The sequence below is a fragment of the Microvirga sp. TS319 genome (genome assembly GCF_041276405.1).
GTDB lineage: Bacteria > Pseudomonadota > Alphaproteobacteria > Rhizobiales > Beijerinckiaceae > Microvirga.
In genome coordinates this window covers 723,596-739,332 of sequence record NZ_JBGGGT010000002.1, presented here as the reverse complement: position 1 = coordinate 739,332, position 15,737 = coordinate 723,596, and the positions used below count along the sequence as shown (strand labels likewise).

The window sequence follows — 15,737 nt, the reverse complement described above, 5'->3', positions numbered from 1 at the left end:
TGCCATCGGCCATGGTGTTAACTTTGTGTCTTTCAAACCGATTACGTTATGCTCTACGATTGTTCAGTTGAGCTGATGCCTCTTCGGGAAATTTTGAATGGTGTCGCTCCTCTGGGGCTAGCCAGCTTTCTATGAAGTCTAGAGGATCTATGCCCTGCATCATTGCCCGAGCGAGTGTCAGACGCTCCTCTAGGCGCTGCCGACGCTCGCCATTCGTACTTTTAAGCCGCTCTTCCGCATCCGCGAAAAAACGCTCTACGGTGATCGCTCTTCCCCAACTCTCGATGATCTCTGCAAGCTGTTGACGGCTATCGGTAAGAGCCTGGACCGTCTTGCGGGCATCCTCCTGCCTTTCGTAGCGCTCCCACTGTTCTTGCCACTCTTTTTTCCTCTTCGCCTCGGCCGCATCCTCGGCGTCCATGAGGCGTCGCAGATCTTTCTTGGAGGCGCTCAACGTCTCGACAATTCTAGGAATTTGGGGGCCAAGCAACTGCTGCTCCGTTTCCTGCCAGCTCATAGACCAATCGACGCCTTTTTTGGGCGAGTAGGCCACGACCCGCAAGCGCCCGCAGGGCATATCTTGCTCTGTTGTCCAGGAGTGCGTCAGCTGCCAAGGCTTGGCTGATCGGATCAGTTTGCTGTCCTCACGATAATATTCGCCGTTCAAGTATCGCAGCGTTACTCTCTCCGTCATCTCCGTTAGAGCGAGGCCTATTGGCACTGTGTCGATGTAAAAGATGGTTGGCCGGTCTGGAGCCCAGATACTTCCCGAGTAATAGCGGCCGTATAGGCGATCCTTTCGCTCCACCTCTTGTTCCTTAACATGGATGCGATGCAGATTATCCGCAGCCTGAGCGATGTGAACTCGATACCCCTGTTCGTCGAGCGCCAAGTATAGGTCGTTTGCGATTGAGAGTGCCCGCAGCAATGCGGCTTCTGATGAGATCAGGTCTGGCAGAATCCTTTTGTAGGGTCTGAGGAACTCGCCGTATTTGACGTCCCGGGTGTTTCGTAAATGCTCTTCAACACCATAAAGCAGCGGGTGATGCGCCGGACGACGGGGTTTCTCGATGGGCCTTGTCTTGCGCCCAGAACCTTCTTCCGGCGTCCGCATTTTTCGCGTTTTGACGGCGGACAGCGTGACTTCGATGGTTTCATCGGGCGCATCTGGTAACATTGGCAGCTCTGCCGGAAGCCCGAGGGATTTGCGGGTCCAGTACCCCGATCCTGGGTAAGGAATCTGATATCGTTTGCAGAGGGCTGCAAGCTGCGTTCCTGAAATTCCAAGCCCCGGCGCGACTTTGCTGAGCGGTCTGTCGCAGACCCGTTTATAAAGCTCGAAGCGCGTTATCTGCATAGAGAGCTCACAGACTCAATCACAACCGATATCACACTACCAGTGCGATTCCCTTTTGGGCAGGCATTGCGACCATCATAGATGGGCTGCTATGGGTCAAACTGAGAAGTTCAAGAAGATCAACGAACGTCAGCTCTCGAAGGCTGAAGCGGACCAAACGCGCACGTCTCAGAGTGCACAGGTCGATAATCGTTTGAACGAATGGCTCCGACAGCGAAGGGCCCTTCGATCCAGTCCACGCCCGCTTGCGCCTATGCGGACTCGGCGAGTGCCAATCGACGGCGCTCCACCTCGGCATCCGCCTCCCCAATTCCAGCATTGCAGGCATCGAGGTCAATCATGCAGTTGACGGGAATGAAGGCATCTAGGCGCGATAGCAATTCCCCATTATCTGCGTCCCACATTTGAAGGACGCCATTCAAGAAGTAGTCCCGGAGAAAGCGTTGAACCTCTCGCTGGTACTCCGCCGTCGTGACGGAACCGTCGTCGTGTAAGTATAAGCCGTTGGTGACATCGAACAACAATCGCTCATCCGCAAAGTTCAATCGAAAACGGACGGTCATGAGGCCATTGGCTGTGCAATACCGAAGCTCAAGTAATTGTCCATCCACAAATACGGCTGCTGGCTTCATACCCTCCAAAGGCAGGTATGGTGGGCTTTCGCGGAGTCGGACATTGATTAGGGGCAGGTCGACCAACTCGCCGTCTTTAGGCTGATCACCAGATAAGATTCGCTCTACCAACTCTGAGCCCAGCCTCTCCTTCCAGCCTCTGAGTTCATAAAGGTGTTTGCGGTACTCGGTCATTGGCGTATCGATCCCGAAGCGCTCCTCGATGGCTCGGGTTGCCATCTCACGTACCAATGGCAGTTCGCGAGACAGCCGAGCGGCATCGCGAGGATCGTCGGGATTGATGATCGGCTGGCCGGTGGCATGTGCAATCGCGCACCGCCCTGAGTCGAACAGATGGCGGCAAATGTCGGTGACGCCTCGGGCAGCGATGCTAGTCAGTGCATCCTGAATCCCCTGCCCGGAGAGGGTCGGCAGAGCGGATTCCATCCACGCAACACGGGTACCCGCTTTAGGGAAAGCCAACTCCAGAATGCGCCAATAGGACAGGAATGCAAAGCCGTAGTGATTGAGGCCGCGCGCCTCCCGCATCAGCGCCAAGGCCACACGCGGACCATCTTCTTGCGGGCAGATCATATCGGTGAAGTCAAAGCTGTCTCGGATTGAGAAGCCTGATTTCTTTTCGAGGCCCATCATGTGTGGCAGGCTTCCGCCCGAGCGATGGGCGACCACAATCCCGCAATTCTCTCGCCAAGAAATCACGCTGAGGAGACGATACAAAATACCCTCGGCCTCATCCCGACTCACACCCGGCGAGCACTTCATTGCCACACCGGGGTAGCACTCGTTTGTGAGGGGGATAACCCAGATACGCTGGCCAGCAAAATCCAACCATTGCGGCCGGACAGGCCAAGCGACATTCGGTTGAATGTTGAGGCAAACCCACTCTCCTCGGCTGAGCAACTCTGGAGTGGATTCGAACGCCGCTTGACGACTTTGAATTTCGAGCGGCAGAGGCATTCCAAGTTCATCGCGCATGGCAGGAGGATAGCTGATACTCTCCAAGTTGAGAAATGGCGACAAAGTTACGCGCTGTTATCGCTTGCGAGGACTTAGCTTCGAAGAGTGGCAGCCCCCGTGCGACCACTAAGACGCTGTAACCGCAACAAACAACTTGCCCGCGCCCGGCTAGCAGAGCGGGTTCGCTCAAAGCTGACACTCTGTTTACCTCCTGATCTGAGCCGCGAGGATGCCATGAATAGCGCGACCTTTCAGAGGCTGGTGAGCAATTATCTTTCCTTTCGCGTGAGCCGGCGCAGCAGGATGCGGCTCATGGCGAGATAGAGCAGCATTTCGCCGGTCTCGATCAGGCGTTCGTAGTCCTTGGCGAGCCGTCGACTGGTGGTAAGCCACGCCAGTGTTCGCTCAACCACCCACCTTCGTGCGAGCACCTGAAAGCCACTCGGCCGCGTCGGCGGCTCTGCATCAATCCGTGTCCAGACGCCGCCGCTCCACCAGTGTTGCGGGATCGACAGCTTCCAGCCGAGTGCTCGGCGCAGCCAGTCCTTCAATCCGCGATAAGCCGTGTCAGCCCACATCCGCTCGATGGCTGGAAAGAGTTGCTGCAGACCTGCCAACAGCATCTCAGCTCCGGCGCGGTCATGGATGTCGGCCGGATGGACTTTGGTCTTCAGCAGCGTGCCTTGCGTGTCGACCAGCAAATGACGCTTGCGGCCCTTGACCTTTTTGCCGCCATCGTACCCCCGTGGGCCGCCCATCTCAGTGGTTTTAACTGATTGGCTGTCGATGATCGCTGCTGTCGGCTGAGCAGCCCGCCCGATCGCGCGGCGATACCTCTCCCGCAGAACCTGGGTCACGTGCTCCCAGGTGCCATCCTCGCGCCACTGCGCATAGTGGTAGAAGACGGCACCACGCGGCGGATACTCGTGCGGCAGCAGCCGCCATTGTGCGCCAGTGCGTAGCAGGTAAAAGATCGCATCGACGATGCGCCGTAACGGATAGGTCTGCGGTCGTCCGGCCGGATGGCTGCGGGGAACGAGGGGCTCGAGCAACGCCCATTCGGCATCGGTGAGGTCGCTGGCGTAGAGACAGGCATCCATGGCGGGGCTCCCAGACCGTCACACAGCCCGCATCCGCAGCAGCAGCCAGCTCCAAACCTATGTTGAATCAAGTACTTAGATTGAGCAATAAAATTGCTCACCAGCCTCTCAGCGGAAGCGCGAACTGCAGTGTGAGTTGTGTCTGATAAGAGCTCACCTCACATGCCTACTTGCTCAACCCAGTTTTGCTGCCTTGGCCGCGGCTTTCCTCGTCAGAAGGCGCGCCGAATGCTCTAGAAGATTGGTTACACTTGTTCATTTTCGAGTAATTGGATTTAATCAAACGATAAGTCCGCTTACTTGGTATATACTCGGAGATGCAGCCTCACTCCCGATAATTCCTTGTTATCAGGAGTGACGCAAAATCAGCCGGATCTGAAGGGTGGCATCGGCGATTGAGGCAGGTCTGGCTCTTGCCCCTCCGCTCTGCAGACAGCTCCTTCGGTGGTCGCAGCCCTGCCTGATCTTGACCGTTGCGGCAGCGAAGATGACACTGTGTGAATGGCTCGAAAGATCTCTTTGCGCACCCTGCGGACGCTGTCGGCAACCGCCATTGTGCAACTGCCCGGTCCAGTCTCGGTCCGGAGCCATGGCCGGGCTATCGCCCTGCTTATCCCCATCCGCCCCTCCGCCGCGGACAGGCGCGCCCAGTTTCGGCAGGTGTTGGCGCAGGCGCAGAGTGGACGCACTCCTGAAGAGCAGGAAGCCTTAGATCGCGAATTCGGACCGTGATGCCCTCGCCTATCGTCAGGGCTCGCCCTTGATACGATCTTTTCGCTGACGCTCACACGCTGTGCGGGTATCAGGAGAATGGCCGACCGGTTACTCCCACACCAAGTGGGGCGAATGCGGTGGGTCCGGATGAGGAGCGACTATGGACCAAGTCACCGACCGCCAGGACGGCCCCCATCTGCGCCGCACGAACGAGCTCGACGCCCTCGCCGGCATTCTTCCGGCTGACCGGCGCGAGGCGCTGGCGGCTTTGCTGACGGATGAGGACGTCGCGACCCTCAAGCATCTCGCGGAGGAGGGCATGGGCGCGAACACGTTGCGCGCTCTCGCCTCGGATCTCGGCTATCTGGAGAGCTGGGCGCTCGCCGCAACCGGCTTCCCCCTTCCCTGGCCAGCGCCCGAGGGGCTCGCCCTGAAATTCCTGGCCCATCATCTCTGGGATCCGGTCAGGCGCGAGACAGATCCGGGGCATGGGATGCCGGAGGCGGTCGCGGCGGGTCTCAAGGCCGAGGGCCTCCTGCGGACAAAGGGGCCGCACGCGCCGGGGACCGTTCGCCGCCGTCTCGCCAGCTGGGCGACTTTGCATCGTTGGCGCGGCCTTGCGCCGACCTTCGCGACGCCCGCGTTCAAGACGGCCTTGAAGTTCGCCGTACGGGCCAATGCCCGGCCCCCGCAGCGCAAGAGCCCGCGGGCGGTCACCCGCGATGTGCTCGACCGGCTGCTCGCCACCTGCGTGCTCAACCGCCTCGTCGACCGGCGCGACCGCGCCCTGCTGCTGACCGCTTTCGCGTCCGGTGGCCGCCGGCGCTCGGAACTGGCCTCACTGCGGGTGGATCAGATCGAGGCACTCCCGCCGGTGCCGGCCAACCCTCGGGATCCAGAGTCGGCGAAACTTCCCTGCCTGGCGATCCGCCTCGGACGTACCAAACGCGGCAACGCGGATGACGGCTCCCGCGTCCTGCTCATCGGCCGTCCGGCCGAGGCGCTCATCACATGGCTGGATCTGGCCGGGATTACTGATGGAGCGGTGTTTCGGGCAATTGATCGGTGGAGCCGGATAGGCCAAGGCGCGATCAGCAGCGACGCTATCAATGACATCGTCAAACGCCGCTGCCGATTGGCTGGGTTCGACCCGGCGCTATTCAGTGCCCATGGGCTACGCTCAGGATATCTAACCCAGGCCGCCCGTGTCGGAGTCCCCTTGCCTGAGGCCATGCAGCAGTCGCAGCACCGCTCGGTTCAGCAGGCAGCCAGCTACTACAACGACGGAGAACGGCCCATGGGAAAAGCAGCGCGGCTTTACTCTATCTGAGGAATTCAGACCGCAAACGGCGGCGCGATCAACACATCGGGGCTGAAACCAAGTCCAGCGATGCTTCGAACACGGTTGCCCACGGTGCTGGTGCTGTATATGCCATTCTGGTCGGCTCATTCTCCTTTGTGCACCTTCCCCCTCCAATTGCCAGCCTTCAATGTCTCTGCCCGATATCGACTTCTCCAAGATCCGCCTGCACCGTGGAAGCCAGGACAGCGCCTTTGAGGAGCTGTGCTGCCAGTTGGCAGCCCTCGAACCGTTGCCAACCGGCGCCAGGCATTACCGAAAAGGGCCAGGAGCTGATGCCGGAGTGGAGTGCTTTACGATTCGGGCAGATGGCTCCGAGGTCGGCTGGCAGGTCAAATATTACAAGCGGATGGATAGCAGCCTCCTCACGAGCCTCGACGACTCGATCGGGACGGCGCTGAAGAAGCACCCAAACCTCGTCGAGTACGTGGTCTGTGTTCCCTTCGACCTCAGCGACGGCCGCAAGGGGGACCAGGAAACGGCGCTGGCTCGCTGGGAGACCTGGCGCACCGAATGGATCAACAAGTGTATGGCTGAGGGCCGCGCGATCGAGATCGTCTTCTGGGGGTCTAGCACCCTCAAGCGCCTTCTTACGACTGATGATCCAGCTCGGGTCGGACGCGTGCTGTTCTGGTTCGACACGGAGCTGCTGACGCACGCGTGGTTCCGCTCGAAGTTCGAACGCACGAGAGCCGACCTCGGACGCCGCTATACAGCCGAGACGAATGTCGCACTGCCTATCCGCCGAATTCTTCTCGGCATGGCCCGTGATCCCTTCCTTACCGAGCAGGTTGGAGACTGGTGCGCTACATTGTCCCAACGCGCCCGGCTAGTGCTTGCCGCTGTCGGTGCTAGCGCGGCTGGCGCCGTTCGGGAATTGTCTGCCTCCCTGGAGGCTGTGATGAAGGCCTTTGCGCAGCCTCCTTCCGGGCCTGATGCCCATTACCCCGTAGCCGAATGGAGCCAGCTCGTGGACGAGGCCCACGAGCATGTCCTGGCAGAGGTCGGAAGGCTATGGACGTGCAGGGATTCCTCGACCAGGACTGGTCCAAGCAGGCAGGCTCTGCACGAATTATCCGAGGTCTTGGCCACCATCCGTGACGAGCTGGGCTCCGACCTTTGGCGCCTTGCCAATGCCACGCGGCTGTTGGTCCATGGCGATGCCGGCCGTGGCAAATCCCACCTGCTCGCCGATGCATGCTCCTATGAGGTGGAGCGGGGCCGACCAGCTCTGATGCTGCTCGGAAGCAAGTTCAACGATGCCGAGCCATGGAACCAAGTGATTCGCGAGCTCGACCTGCCGGTGCATGTCCAGGCGAAGACATTCCTCGGCGCTCTCGACGCGGCTGCCCAGGCCGCCGGGGCACGGGCGCTGATCCTCATTGATGCCCTCAATGAGCGCAACGGCTCGGATATCTGGCCGTCCCGACTGGCGGGCCTCTTCCATGACGCCCGCGCGTTTCCTCACGTTGCAATCGTGGTGTCCTGCCGCACGACATATCTCAACACTGTTATCCCAGACTCGCTGCCGGCTGAGGAGCTCCCCCGGGTGGAACATCGGGGTTTTGATGCATCCGATGCACGCGCCTATCTCATGATGCGCAGCGTCGTGTTGCCCTCCCAACCGTACCCGGCAGAGGAGTTCCGCAACCCGCTGTTTCTAAAATCGTGCTGCGACAGCTTCGAGAAGCAAGGCCTTCAGGCATTCCCCCGTGGGATGAGCGGCGTCACCGCAATTTTCGACCTGTATGCGGCGGCGGTCACACAGGCCATCAATTTGCGGCTCAAGCTTGCGCGGGGGCGGCAGTTTGTCGAACGCACCCTCAAGGCGTTGGCCGATCAGATGGCCATGACCGGCCACAGTGAGATTGCGAGGGATCAAGCCTATGACCTCGTCGACACCATCTATCCCGGTGATGGCACCTTGGAACGCGACCTGCTCTTCCAGCTGGAGAGCGAGGGAGTGGTCGCGTTCGAGCCGATCATTACTACCGATGGCACTCCCGGGGAGGTGCTGCGATTCACCTTTGAGCGCTTCAGCGACCATGTGATCGCGCGTGGAATTCTGGAGGAGAGCCTCAACGGGCGAGATATCAGAACGGCGTTCGACGACGACACACCGTTCCGGCGGATGATGACCCGGGACGATATCGTGATCGGTCCCGGCGTCCTGGAAGCCTTGGCGGTGCAGCTCCCCGAACGATACGGAATCGAGATCACAGCATTTCCGGTTGATCCCTGGCGGCGGATCTTCATCGAGGACGCCTTCAAAACCTCCCTCCTAATGCGCAATCAGGCATACTTCACCGAAGACACCCTGAAGACGGTGGAGCAGCTGGACGATGCAGGCCTTGTCCTGGACACCTTGATCGCGGTCGCCACCGAGCCAGAGAACCGCTACAATGCCCGTTTCCTGCATGATCGCTTGGCGGCCCAAACGATGCCCGAGCGCGATGCCGATTGGTCAATCCATGTGGCTACAGTTGGCGAAGCTGAGGGTGGGCCCATCGAGACCTTGATCGACTGGGCTCTCGAGGCCGGCAACGATTTCATTGATCAGGAGCGCGCGGAACTCGCTGGCATCATCCTGGCCTGGTTCCTGACCACCACAAATCGCGTGGTGCGCGACCGGGCGACGAAGACGCTGGCCGCGCTCATGACACCACGCCCCGAGATTGCCCGTTCTATCGTCCGCCGGTTCGCTGCGATTGACGATCTGTATTTGGTTGAGCGGATGGTCGCCGCTGTTTACGGCGCCGCGCTTCAGGGCAAGTGGATCGATGAGGCCCTGCAACAGGTGGTGACGGAAATTTCGACCGCATTTTTCGCGGTTGGTGGGCCTCCGGCCAATGCTCTACTGCGGGATCACGCTAGGTCCTTGATCGAATATGCCTCCGTCCGCGGCTGCCTGCCGGCGGATTTCGATCTCTCGCTCATGCACCCTCCCTATCACAGCGCTTGGCCGATTGAGCACGTATCCGATGAGACCATTGCTGGGTACACCCGTACCTACGATTCTGGGTGGGTTGGACCGGACGAGATTGTCTCCTCGTGTGTCCGCGATGGCGATTTCGCCAGGTACGTCCTGGACTATGTTGTCGACGGGTTCAGTCCCGCGCTTCGGGAAACGGGCGTCCTGCCAACCACACAAGATCTTGGCGAACAATGGCTTGCGGATTTCCGTGCTGTCGCCACGCCGGAGATGCTGGCTGCGTACAACAGCCTAATGGCGACACTCCAACAAGCGGGACCGCATCCAACATGGCATGGGCCAGAGGCTGAGGCGATTAAAATCGCCACGGAGGCGTTCCGAGCTGCCGTCGGCGAGACGCTTTACGAGGATTATCGTGCCCGGGCAGAGAATTGGCGCGCTGGCGGTATGTACCAGATCAGGGCTCGCTCGGGCCCGGCCCATTTCAACCTGGCCTGGGCACGCCGCTGGGTCTGCAAGCGGGCGCATGATCTTGGCTGGTCCGAAGATCGTCACGGCCAGTTCGACCGAGGCCAACGCTCAGGCCGGAACGACCACCGGATCGAGCGGATCGGAAAGAAGTACCAGTGGCTCGCCCTTTACGAGCTCCGGGCTCGAATGGAGGACAATCTTGCTCCAGTGACGGACGACACCGCGGCAGAGGTCAAGGATGGCGTCGAGGATCGCCTCCGGAACATCGATCCTTCGCTCCTCATCCGCAGCACGCTTGATGTCGGATGGGGCCAGCCGAGTCGCGCGACTTTCTGGATCCCCAAGATTCCCCGCACCGCTGTCCGGTCGACCCAAGAGGCTTTGCTCTGGCGCGACTCCGAGCGGGATATCCTCGATGGACCCGAGTTCATTGACCTGCTGGATCCCAACACGGGGCGCCGCTGGTTAGCCCTGCACGGGTTTCACCTCTGGCAACTGCCCCAGTCGAGCCGAAGCCCTGCTGGAGTCGTGCGGGAAACCTGGTGCCGGATTACAGCGATCTTAGTCCGGCAAGAGGATGAGGATCGCCTGGTTGAGGCGCTTGCAGATCGCCGGCTCACAGACTCGCACTGCTTGCCCATTGCGGAGGGCGGAGGGACCCGGCGGTACCTGGGCGAGTATCCCTGGCGTCGCAATGGAGCCGGCGATGTCGAATGGAGCACCCAATGGGGAGCGGTGTGGTCGGAGGAAGACAAAGAGTGGCGTGAGCCTGGCGTATCGGTGAGGGCAACCACCACAGAGTATCGATGTGAGCGTGGGAACTACGACCACTCCATCGATGAAACCGTAACGGTACGGTTGCCTGCTCCTTGGATCCTCCAGAGCTTGGGGCTGCGGCTCGTCGACGGGCGGGAGCCTGCCTTTGCTGACGCAAGCGGTGTCATCCGGTTCTTCGACCCATCGACCCGTGACCGCGGGACGAGCGCAGCCCTGATCGATCGGGAGCACTTTCTCGCCTTGCTTCACCGGGAAGGCCTCGCGGCACTCTGGGTCGTCGCTGGCGAGAAGAGCCTCTACACCCAGCATGGCGGAGAGGGCTTTGGCGGCCGCGCCATTTTTACCAGCATCTACAGAATCATTGACGGCCAGCTCAAGCAAGCTCATCGCTATACCGGACGGGACGAACCCTCGCAGAAACAGCTGAGAATGCTGCTCGAACAATAAAGGTTCACGGTCACCTCAATCGTGCCTCTTACAGCTCTGGAGGATGCCCGAAAAGTTATGAACGTGAGAGCAAGCGATGCTCGGCCTGTTTGCGGAACAGCGGGTCCGATATTGGTACGGGCGTCTGGCCAGAAATCCGAGAAGGGACCATCGCGCTCCTCGCCTAGACAGTGCAGCCTCTGCTGTCAGCGTATCTCGACAGCTCATCGGCATTCGCTCAGGCTGTTTCTGCTGGGGGCCGTGTTGCCCCGAACCATGCCAGGCGCGCAATAGGTGGGAAAGAAGATTCCACTGCCGTCGCTCTCGGCCTCCGATTGAAGATCCCCACCATTTTGTCGTCGCAAGATCACCTATCTCGGTGAATCGCTACGGAAACCCGCTCTTACAAGGCGTGGCGCCAACGCGTCTATGCAGTCAGTGTTCAGGGGCATCTGGCCGGGGTCAAGATCAAGCCCTCCACCTCCTTGGTTGTCCATTATCTTCGCCACTTGGATCGTCGCAAGGATAACATCCTCAAAGCGATTCTTGACGCCCTCTCGACGGACGCAATGGATCCAAAGGAGAAAAGGTCTGCGGAAAATCCTGAGAGATGATCGGGAGATAGAGCGCATTGCGAGTCAGCGCACCAACCTCAAGTTTCATAACGTGCTCTATGGTGCCGCCTCAACACCCATGGAATTCGCCGCCATCCTCCGCGCAATACAATCTGGTTGCGATTTACGTCCGTGCCCAGGATCCACCAGATCATTCGAAGGTGGTGCAGAGATGAACGAGGAGGATCAAATCAAGATAATCGCCGCAGAGTACCGCGCAATGGGCTATAGAGTACGCCGCGATGTAAAACTGTTCTTGTTTGATATCGAGCTTGCTGACAGCATAGGACTGGACCTCGTCGCATACCGCGGCCGAACGAACACCTTCAGCCCAGAACAAGCTGGAGCAAGGATCATCATTGTTGAGATCGCCAATCGCTCTCACCCAGGGCTCCACTCGTCAGGCATAGGGAGCGGTCAGAGTCGCCCGCCTCGAGGCCATCTCCGAAGCGTTTAGCCACCAATCAAATCCCTCTATCCTCTTCTTGATTCACTTTCTTGATGTTTCGAAAGGGCCTATATACATAGCTAGCCAAAATTGGATTGACACCTGCAGGATCCACCGGCTAGAAAGTCGGAATGACCGAAAAGCTCGAATCTGTCAGCCTCCATCAGTTCTTCCAGCGATTCCCTGATGAGGAAGCCGCCCGGCAGTATTTCGAGCACAATCGCTGGGCTGGCGAGGTATCTTGCCCCCACTGTGGCAGCATCTCGGTTGCCGAGATCAAGAACCACAAGCCGATGCCCTACCGCTGCAGGGATTGCCGCAAGCACTTCAGCGTCCGCACTGGCATGGTCCTCGCTGAAAGCCGCTTGCCGCTCCAGAAGTGGTTGATGGCGATCCACATGATGACCACGGCGCCCAAGGGCATCCCTTCTACCCAAATGGCCCGCGAACTTGGTGTAACTCAGAGGTCGGCTTGGTTCCTTGCGCAGCGCATCCGTGAAACGTGGATGGCCGGACAGGGCGGCAGCATGGGCGATCATGTCCAAGTCGATGAAACTTATGTTAGCGGTCGCGAGAAGAACAAGCGCGCCAAAAAGAAGCTTCGCGCTCGTCGCGGCTCGGTCGGCAAGACTGCTGTTGTCGGTATCCACTCCGAGATTGGCGACGTTCGCGCCGCCGTCGTAGAAGATACAAAGGCACTAATGCTAAGCGCATTCGTGCGTGAGAATGCCACCCCCGGCGCTACAGTCGTTACCGACACACATGGCGGCAATGTGGGCCTGCGAGGCGCTGGCTTTACCCATATTCAGATCAATCACTTGGTTGGCGAATACGTCCGCGACATGGCGCACACCAATAGCATCGAAAGCTTTTGGTCACTTCTCAAGCGCCGCTACATCGGCATCTATCACTACATGAGCGCGAAGCACCTTCACCGCTACGCCAACAAATTTTCCTTCCGCCACAATACCGCGCGGGCTGGCACCAGGCCGTTCATCGACATGGCCATCAACCGGATGGTCGGCAAGCACCTTACCTACAAGGGTCTGATCCATGCCTCACGATAAGACGATTGAGCCGATAGATGCAGCTTTCGATGAGGTTGCCCAGGCGATGGTTGCTGCAGGAGGTGATGGCGACCCGGAAGGCCCCGGAAAGGGCAATCGGGAGGTTGCCGATGCAAGCTTGCCCACCGCCACCTGGCGTGGCGTTCTGGATTTGGGGGGCAACGAGATAGACTGCTACGTTCTTGAGGATGGAACGCGCGTCTTGTCATCTGGCTCCACGACCAAAGCCATTGCCAATGTGGAGCGTGGAAGCCTGCAGGACTATGCGGGGCAGAAGGCCCTTAACCCTTACATAAACATCGATAAGATCCTGCAGGAGGTCGTGAAGTTTTCGATCCCTGGCACGCAGTGGCCTGGACTCGGTATCACGACCGAGCATTTTGAACTGATCTGCAGGGGATACGTGCAGGCGCTCTACGAGGGTGCAGCCCTCACAGATCGCCAGCGTGAAATTGCTATCCGTTGCGCAGTATTGACCGCAGGCCTTACCCGAACGGGCCTTGATGCGCTTGTCGATGAAGCCACCGGCTACCAATACGAGCGTGCCGAAGATGCCCTGCAGGTCAAACTGCGCGCTTTCATAGCGGACGAACTCAGGGATTGGGAGAAGACATTTCCAGACGAACTTTGGCAGGAGTTCGGCCGACTGACCAAATGGAAGGGGGCATTGCACTCCCGTCCAAAGTGGTGGGGCAAACTGGTCATTGAGCTGATCTACGACACGCTTGATTCTGATGTGGCCGAATATCTGAAGGCGAACAAACCTAAAGCAGGGATTCACTGGCACCGCCAACTTACAGAGAATGTCGGAGTCCGGCAGCTCGTCTCACGATGCTATGAGGTTATCGGTATGGCGAAGCCATGCGACGATATCCATGAGCTTAGGCAGCGTGTGGCCCAGCATTACGGGAAAAAGCCCGTTCAGTTCACACTGTTCCTAAAACCGCCGGGCAAATGATGTCCCTCGGCTAGCAAACCCGGTGTGCGAGTTTTTAGGTCTCGAGATCCACGGCTATCCTGAAGCGGTGAACAGCCTGCGATACTTGTTTGCTGCCAGAGGAGCCTGCCATGGACCTCGAGAGCTTCACCATAACTGTCTTCTGCACCATCGACGACTTTTTCCGCCAATCCTGCCCCAAGCTGCGCCAGCGCGGTCCCGCTCCCACGGTGGCCGACAGCGAAGTTCTGACCATTGAAGCGGTCGGCGAGCTCCTGCACATCGATACCGACCGGGAGCTTTATGCCGATTTCCGCCGCCACTTCGGTGACCTCTTTCCCGGCTTGCTCACGATCCGTCGAACGACCTTCGCCCGTCATGCCGCCAACCTATGGGTGATCAAATCCCGACTGTGGCAGCACCTGGCCACAACGGCTCGTCAGGACCTCGCCCTGGCCCTGATCGATAGCCTGCCGGTACCGGTCTGCCACTTCGCGCGGGCACATCGCTGCCGCGGTTTCCCGGGGATTGCCAGCTTCGGGCATGATGCTCGCCCATCAGACATACTATGGCCCGCGGTTGCACTTGTGCGTCACCTGGCCGGGCGTGATCACCGCCGCCACCCTAGCCTCCTCGGATGCGGCTGATCTCGCCCTTGCGCCTGAACTCCTGGCCGGTCAGACGGGATGGGCTCTTGGGGACGGCGCGTACTGGAGCCCGCGCTTACGGGACGATCTGGCGATGCAGGGGCTTGCTCTGCTGGCGCCGCCTCGGGGAGCGGCGGCGAAAGCAGGAGGCTGGCCGCACTGGCTCGTGCAAACCCGACGCAGGATTGAAACTGTGCTGAGCCAACTGACCGAGCGCTATCAGGCCAAGCGGACGTGGGCACGGGATCTGTGGCACTTGACGGCCCAATGGCTGCGTAAGCTCGTCAGCCACACGATGGCGCTGCGGTGCCAACACAGTGATCTCTCGTCGCTGGCCTTCGCAAAGCTCATTACAGCTTAAATCCGCACACCGGGTGATCTAGGTATATAGACCCCTTTCGAAAGATCAGACTGGCGCACGGTAACTGAAACGACTGCAGGTCAGAAGTCGGGTCCAGTTTGAAAAGGCCTTGGCGTCAACGAGAGAAACGTTGGAAGGCGCAAAGAACCAGCCCCCGGCCATACGCATTCTCATTCTGGCGGGAATGGGCACATTCGCTGCGAATATCTGGCACATCGATTCCCAGCCACACAAGGTGAACTCAAGTACGCCGACTTGAGAGCTGTGCAGAGAGACCTCTATGATGGGGAAAGCTTGAACCTGGTGCCTACTACCGCCTCCACCGGTACCTCGTGGCCATTCAAGAAGGCGGCGATGTATCGTGGGGCAGCCTGTAGGCACTCGCGAAGCCACTCAAGGACCTTCTCTCCTACGCCGAAGACAAAGTCCTGAGATTGCCCAATCGTGAAAGGCCCGGAGGAGAGACAGAGGAACAAGGAGAACGGTAACGTTGTACCACATTATCTGACGCGGTTGGCTTCGGCCAACCCGATGACAACCGACAAATGTCGTTCAGGCTCGAGGGCTGAAGCTTCCTCGATCAGACCCGAGCGGCGCAACTTTCGGCTTGCCTCTCTCAGCTGGTCCTGCCGTCCTAATGCTTGAACCCCCACGGGTGAGCGGAGGCCCGCTCACCGAGGCTATCGGCTGGGCGCCAGGATGCTAGAGCATTTTTCGGTGAAGTGGATCCGGTTCACCGTCAAAAATGCGACCGAGCCAAAGATAGAGAGCTGATTCCACGCAAGTGGAAACAGCTCTAAATGGAATAACATATTCCCAACCTCACCTTCGGACAGGAGGTCGAAAGTTGTGAACTTCCAGCAGACTTCCTGTGGCGGCATTCGACGGATGTCGAGCACTTCCATTACACCTGTAGTGCGGAATGTCCGAAGGGTGA

General features: G+C 59.3%; 10 protein-coding genes. 6 read left to right on the top strand and 4 right to left on the bottom strand.

The genetic code is table 11. From position 1 onward, the window contains the following. Nucleotides 1–46 precede the first annotated feature (46 nt). The 3 genes from AB8841_RS12815 to AB8841_RS12805 form a co-directional block, all read right to left on the bottom strand. Nucleotides 47–1,357, bottom strand: a complete 1,311-nt coding sequence (locus AB8841_RS12815) for a hypothetical protein (protein WP_370436223.1) — start codon at nt 1,355–1,357, stop codon at nt 47–49. Nucleotides 1,358–1,608: 251 nt separating this feature from the next. Beyond that, complete coding sequence (gene mauJ, locus AB8841_RS12810) at nt 1,609–2,946, bottom strand: methylamine utilization protein MauJ (RefSeq protein WP_370436222.1); 1,338 nt, start codon at nt 2,944–2,946, stop codon at nt 1,609–1,611. Between the two features lie 269 nt (nt 2,947–3,215). Further along, the gene (locus AB8841_RS12805; RefSeq protein WP_370434091.1) at nt 3,216–4,046 is read right to left on the bottom strand and encodes an IS5 family transposase; all 831 of its coding nucleotides are present in this window, start codon (nt 4,044–4,046) and stop codon (nt 3,216–3,218) included. Nucleotides 4,047–4,920: 874 nt separating this feature from the next. Here AB8841_RS12805 and AB8841_RS12800 point away from each other — a divergent pair. Beyond that, nucleotides 4,921–6,090: a tyrosine-type recombinase/integrase gene (locus tag AB8841_RS12800; RefSeq protein WP_370436221.1), complete on the top strand. Its 1,170-nt coding sequence runs from the start codon at nt 4,921–4,923 to the stop codon at nt 6,088–6,090. Nucleotides 6,091–6,250: 160 nt separating this feature from the next. Further along, complete coding sequence (locus tag AB8841_RS12795) at nt 6,251–10,747, top strand: hypothetical protein (RefSeq protein ID WP_370436220.1); 4,497 nt, start codon at nt 6,251–6,253, stop codon at nt 10,745–10,747. A 744-nt stretch (nt 10,748–11,491) separates the two neighbouring features. On the opposite strand, the gene AB8841_RS12790 is transcribed toward AB8841_RS12795, so the two are convergent. Then, entirely contained in the window at nt 11,492–11,725 is a 234-nt protein-coding gene (locus tag AB8841_RS12790; RefSeq protein ID WP_370436219.1) for a hypothetical protein, read from the bottom strand. A 194-nt stretch (nt 11,726–11,919) separates the two neighbouring features. On the opposite strand from AB8841_RS12790, the gene AB8841_RS12785 reads away from it, so the two are divergent. The 4 genes from AB8841_RS12785 to AB8841_RS12770 all read left to right on the top strand — a co-directional run bounded on the left by AB8841_RS12785 (nt 11,920) and on the right by AB8841_RS12770 (nt 14,800). Then, entirely contained in the window at nt 11,920–12,855 is a 936-nt protein-coding gene (locus AB8841_RS12785; protein ID WP_370436218.1) for an IS1595 family transposase, read from the top strand. Next, nucleotides 12,842–13,813 (top strand): P63C domain-containing protein, encoded by a 972-nt coding sequence (locus tag AB8841_RS12780; RefSeq protein ID WP_370436217.1) that lies wholly within the window; start codon nt 12,842–12,844, stop codon nt 13,811–13,813. Before AB8841_RS12785 ends, AB8841_RS12780 begins: the two co-directional genes overlap by 14 nt. A gap of 110 nt (nt 13,814–13,923) precedes the next feature. Further along, nucleotides 13,924–14,439 (top strand): hypothetical protein, encoded by a 516-nt coding sequence (locus tag AB8841_RS12775; protein ID WP_370436216.1) that lies wholly within the window; start codon nt 13,924–13,926, stop codon nt 14,437–14,439. Continuing rightward, the gene (locus AB8841_RS12770; protein WP_370436215.1) at nt 14,399–14,800 is read left to right on the top strand and encodes a hypothetical protein; all 402 of its coding nucleotides are present in this window, start codon (nt 14,399–14,401) and stop codon (nt 14,798–14,800) included. Before AB8841_RS12775 ends, AB8841_RS12770 begins: the two co-directional genes overlap by 41 nt. Nucleotides 14,801–15,737 lie beyond the last annotated feature (937 nt).

What these genes read in the sequence shown, in the direction of transcription:
- AB8841_RS12800 (WP_370436221.1), top strand. Translation starts at nt 4,921, where the DNA reads ATGGACCAAGTCACCGACCGCCAGGACGGCCCCCATCTGCGCCGCACG.
- AB8841_RS12785 (WP_370436218.1), top strand. Translation starts at nt 11,920, where the DNA reads ATGACCGAAAAGCTCGAATCTGTCAGCCTCCATCAGTTCTTCCAGCGA.
- AB8841_RS12805 (WP_370434091.1), bottom strand. Translation starts at nt 4,046, where the DNA reads ATGGATGCCTGTCTCTACGCCAGCGACCTCACCGATGCCGAATGGGCG.
- AB8841_RS12815 (WP_370436223.1), bottom strand. Translation starts at nt 1,357, where the DNA reads ATGCAGATAACGCGCTTCGAGCTTTATAAACGGGTCTGCGACAGACCG.
- mauJ (WP_370436222.1), bottom strand. Translation starts at nt 2,946, where the DNA reads ATGCCTCTGCCGCTCGAAATTCAAAGTCGTCAAGCGGCGTTCGAATCC.
- AB8841_RS12775 (WP_370436216.1), top strand. Translation starts at nt 13,924, where the DNA reads ATGGACCTCGAGAGCTTCACCATAACTGTCTTCTGCACCATCGACGAC.
- AB8841_RS12780 (WP_370436217.1), top strand. Translation starts at nt 12,842, where the DNA reads ATGCCTCACGATAAGACGATTGAGCCGATAGATGCAGCTTTCGATGAG.
- AB8841_RS12795 (WP_370436220.1), top strand. Translation starts at nt 6,251, where the DNA reads ATGTCTCTGCCCGATATCGACTTCTCCAAGATCCGCCTGCACCGTGGA.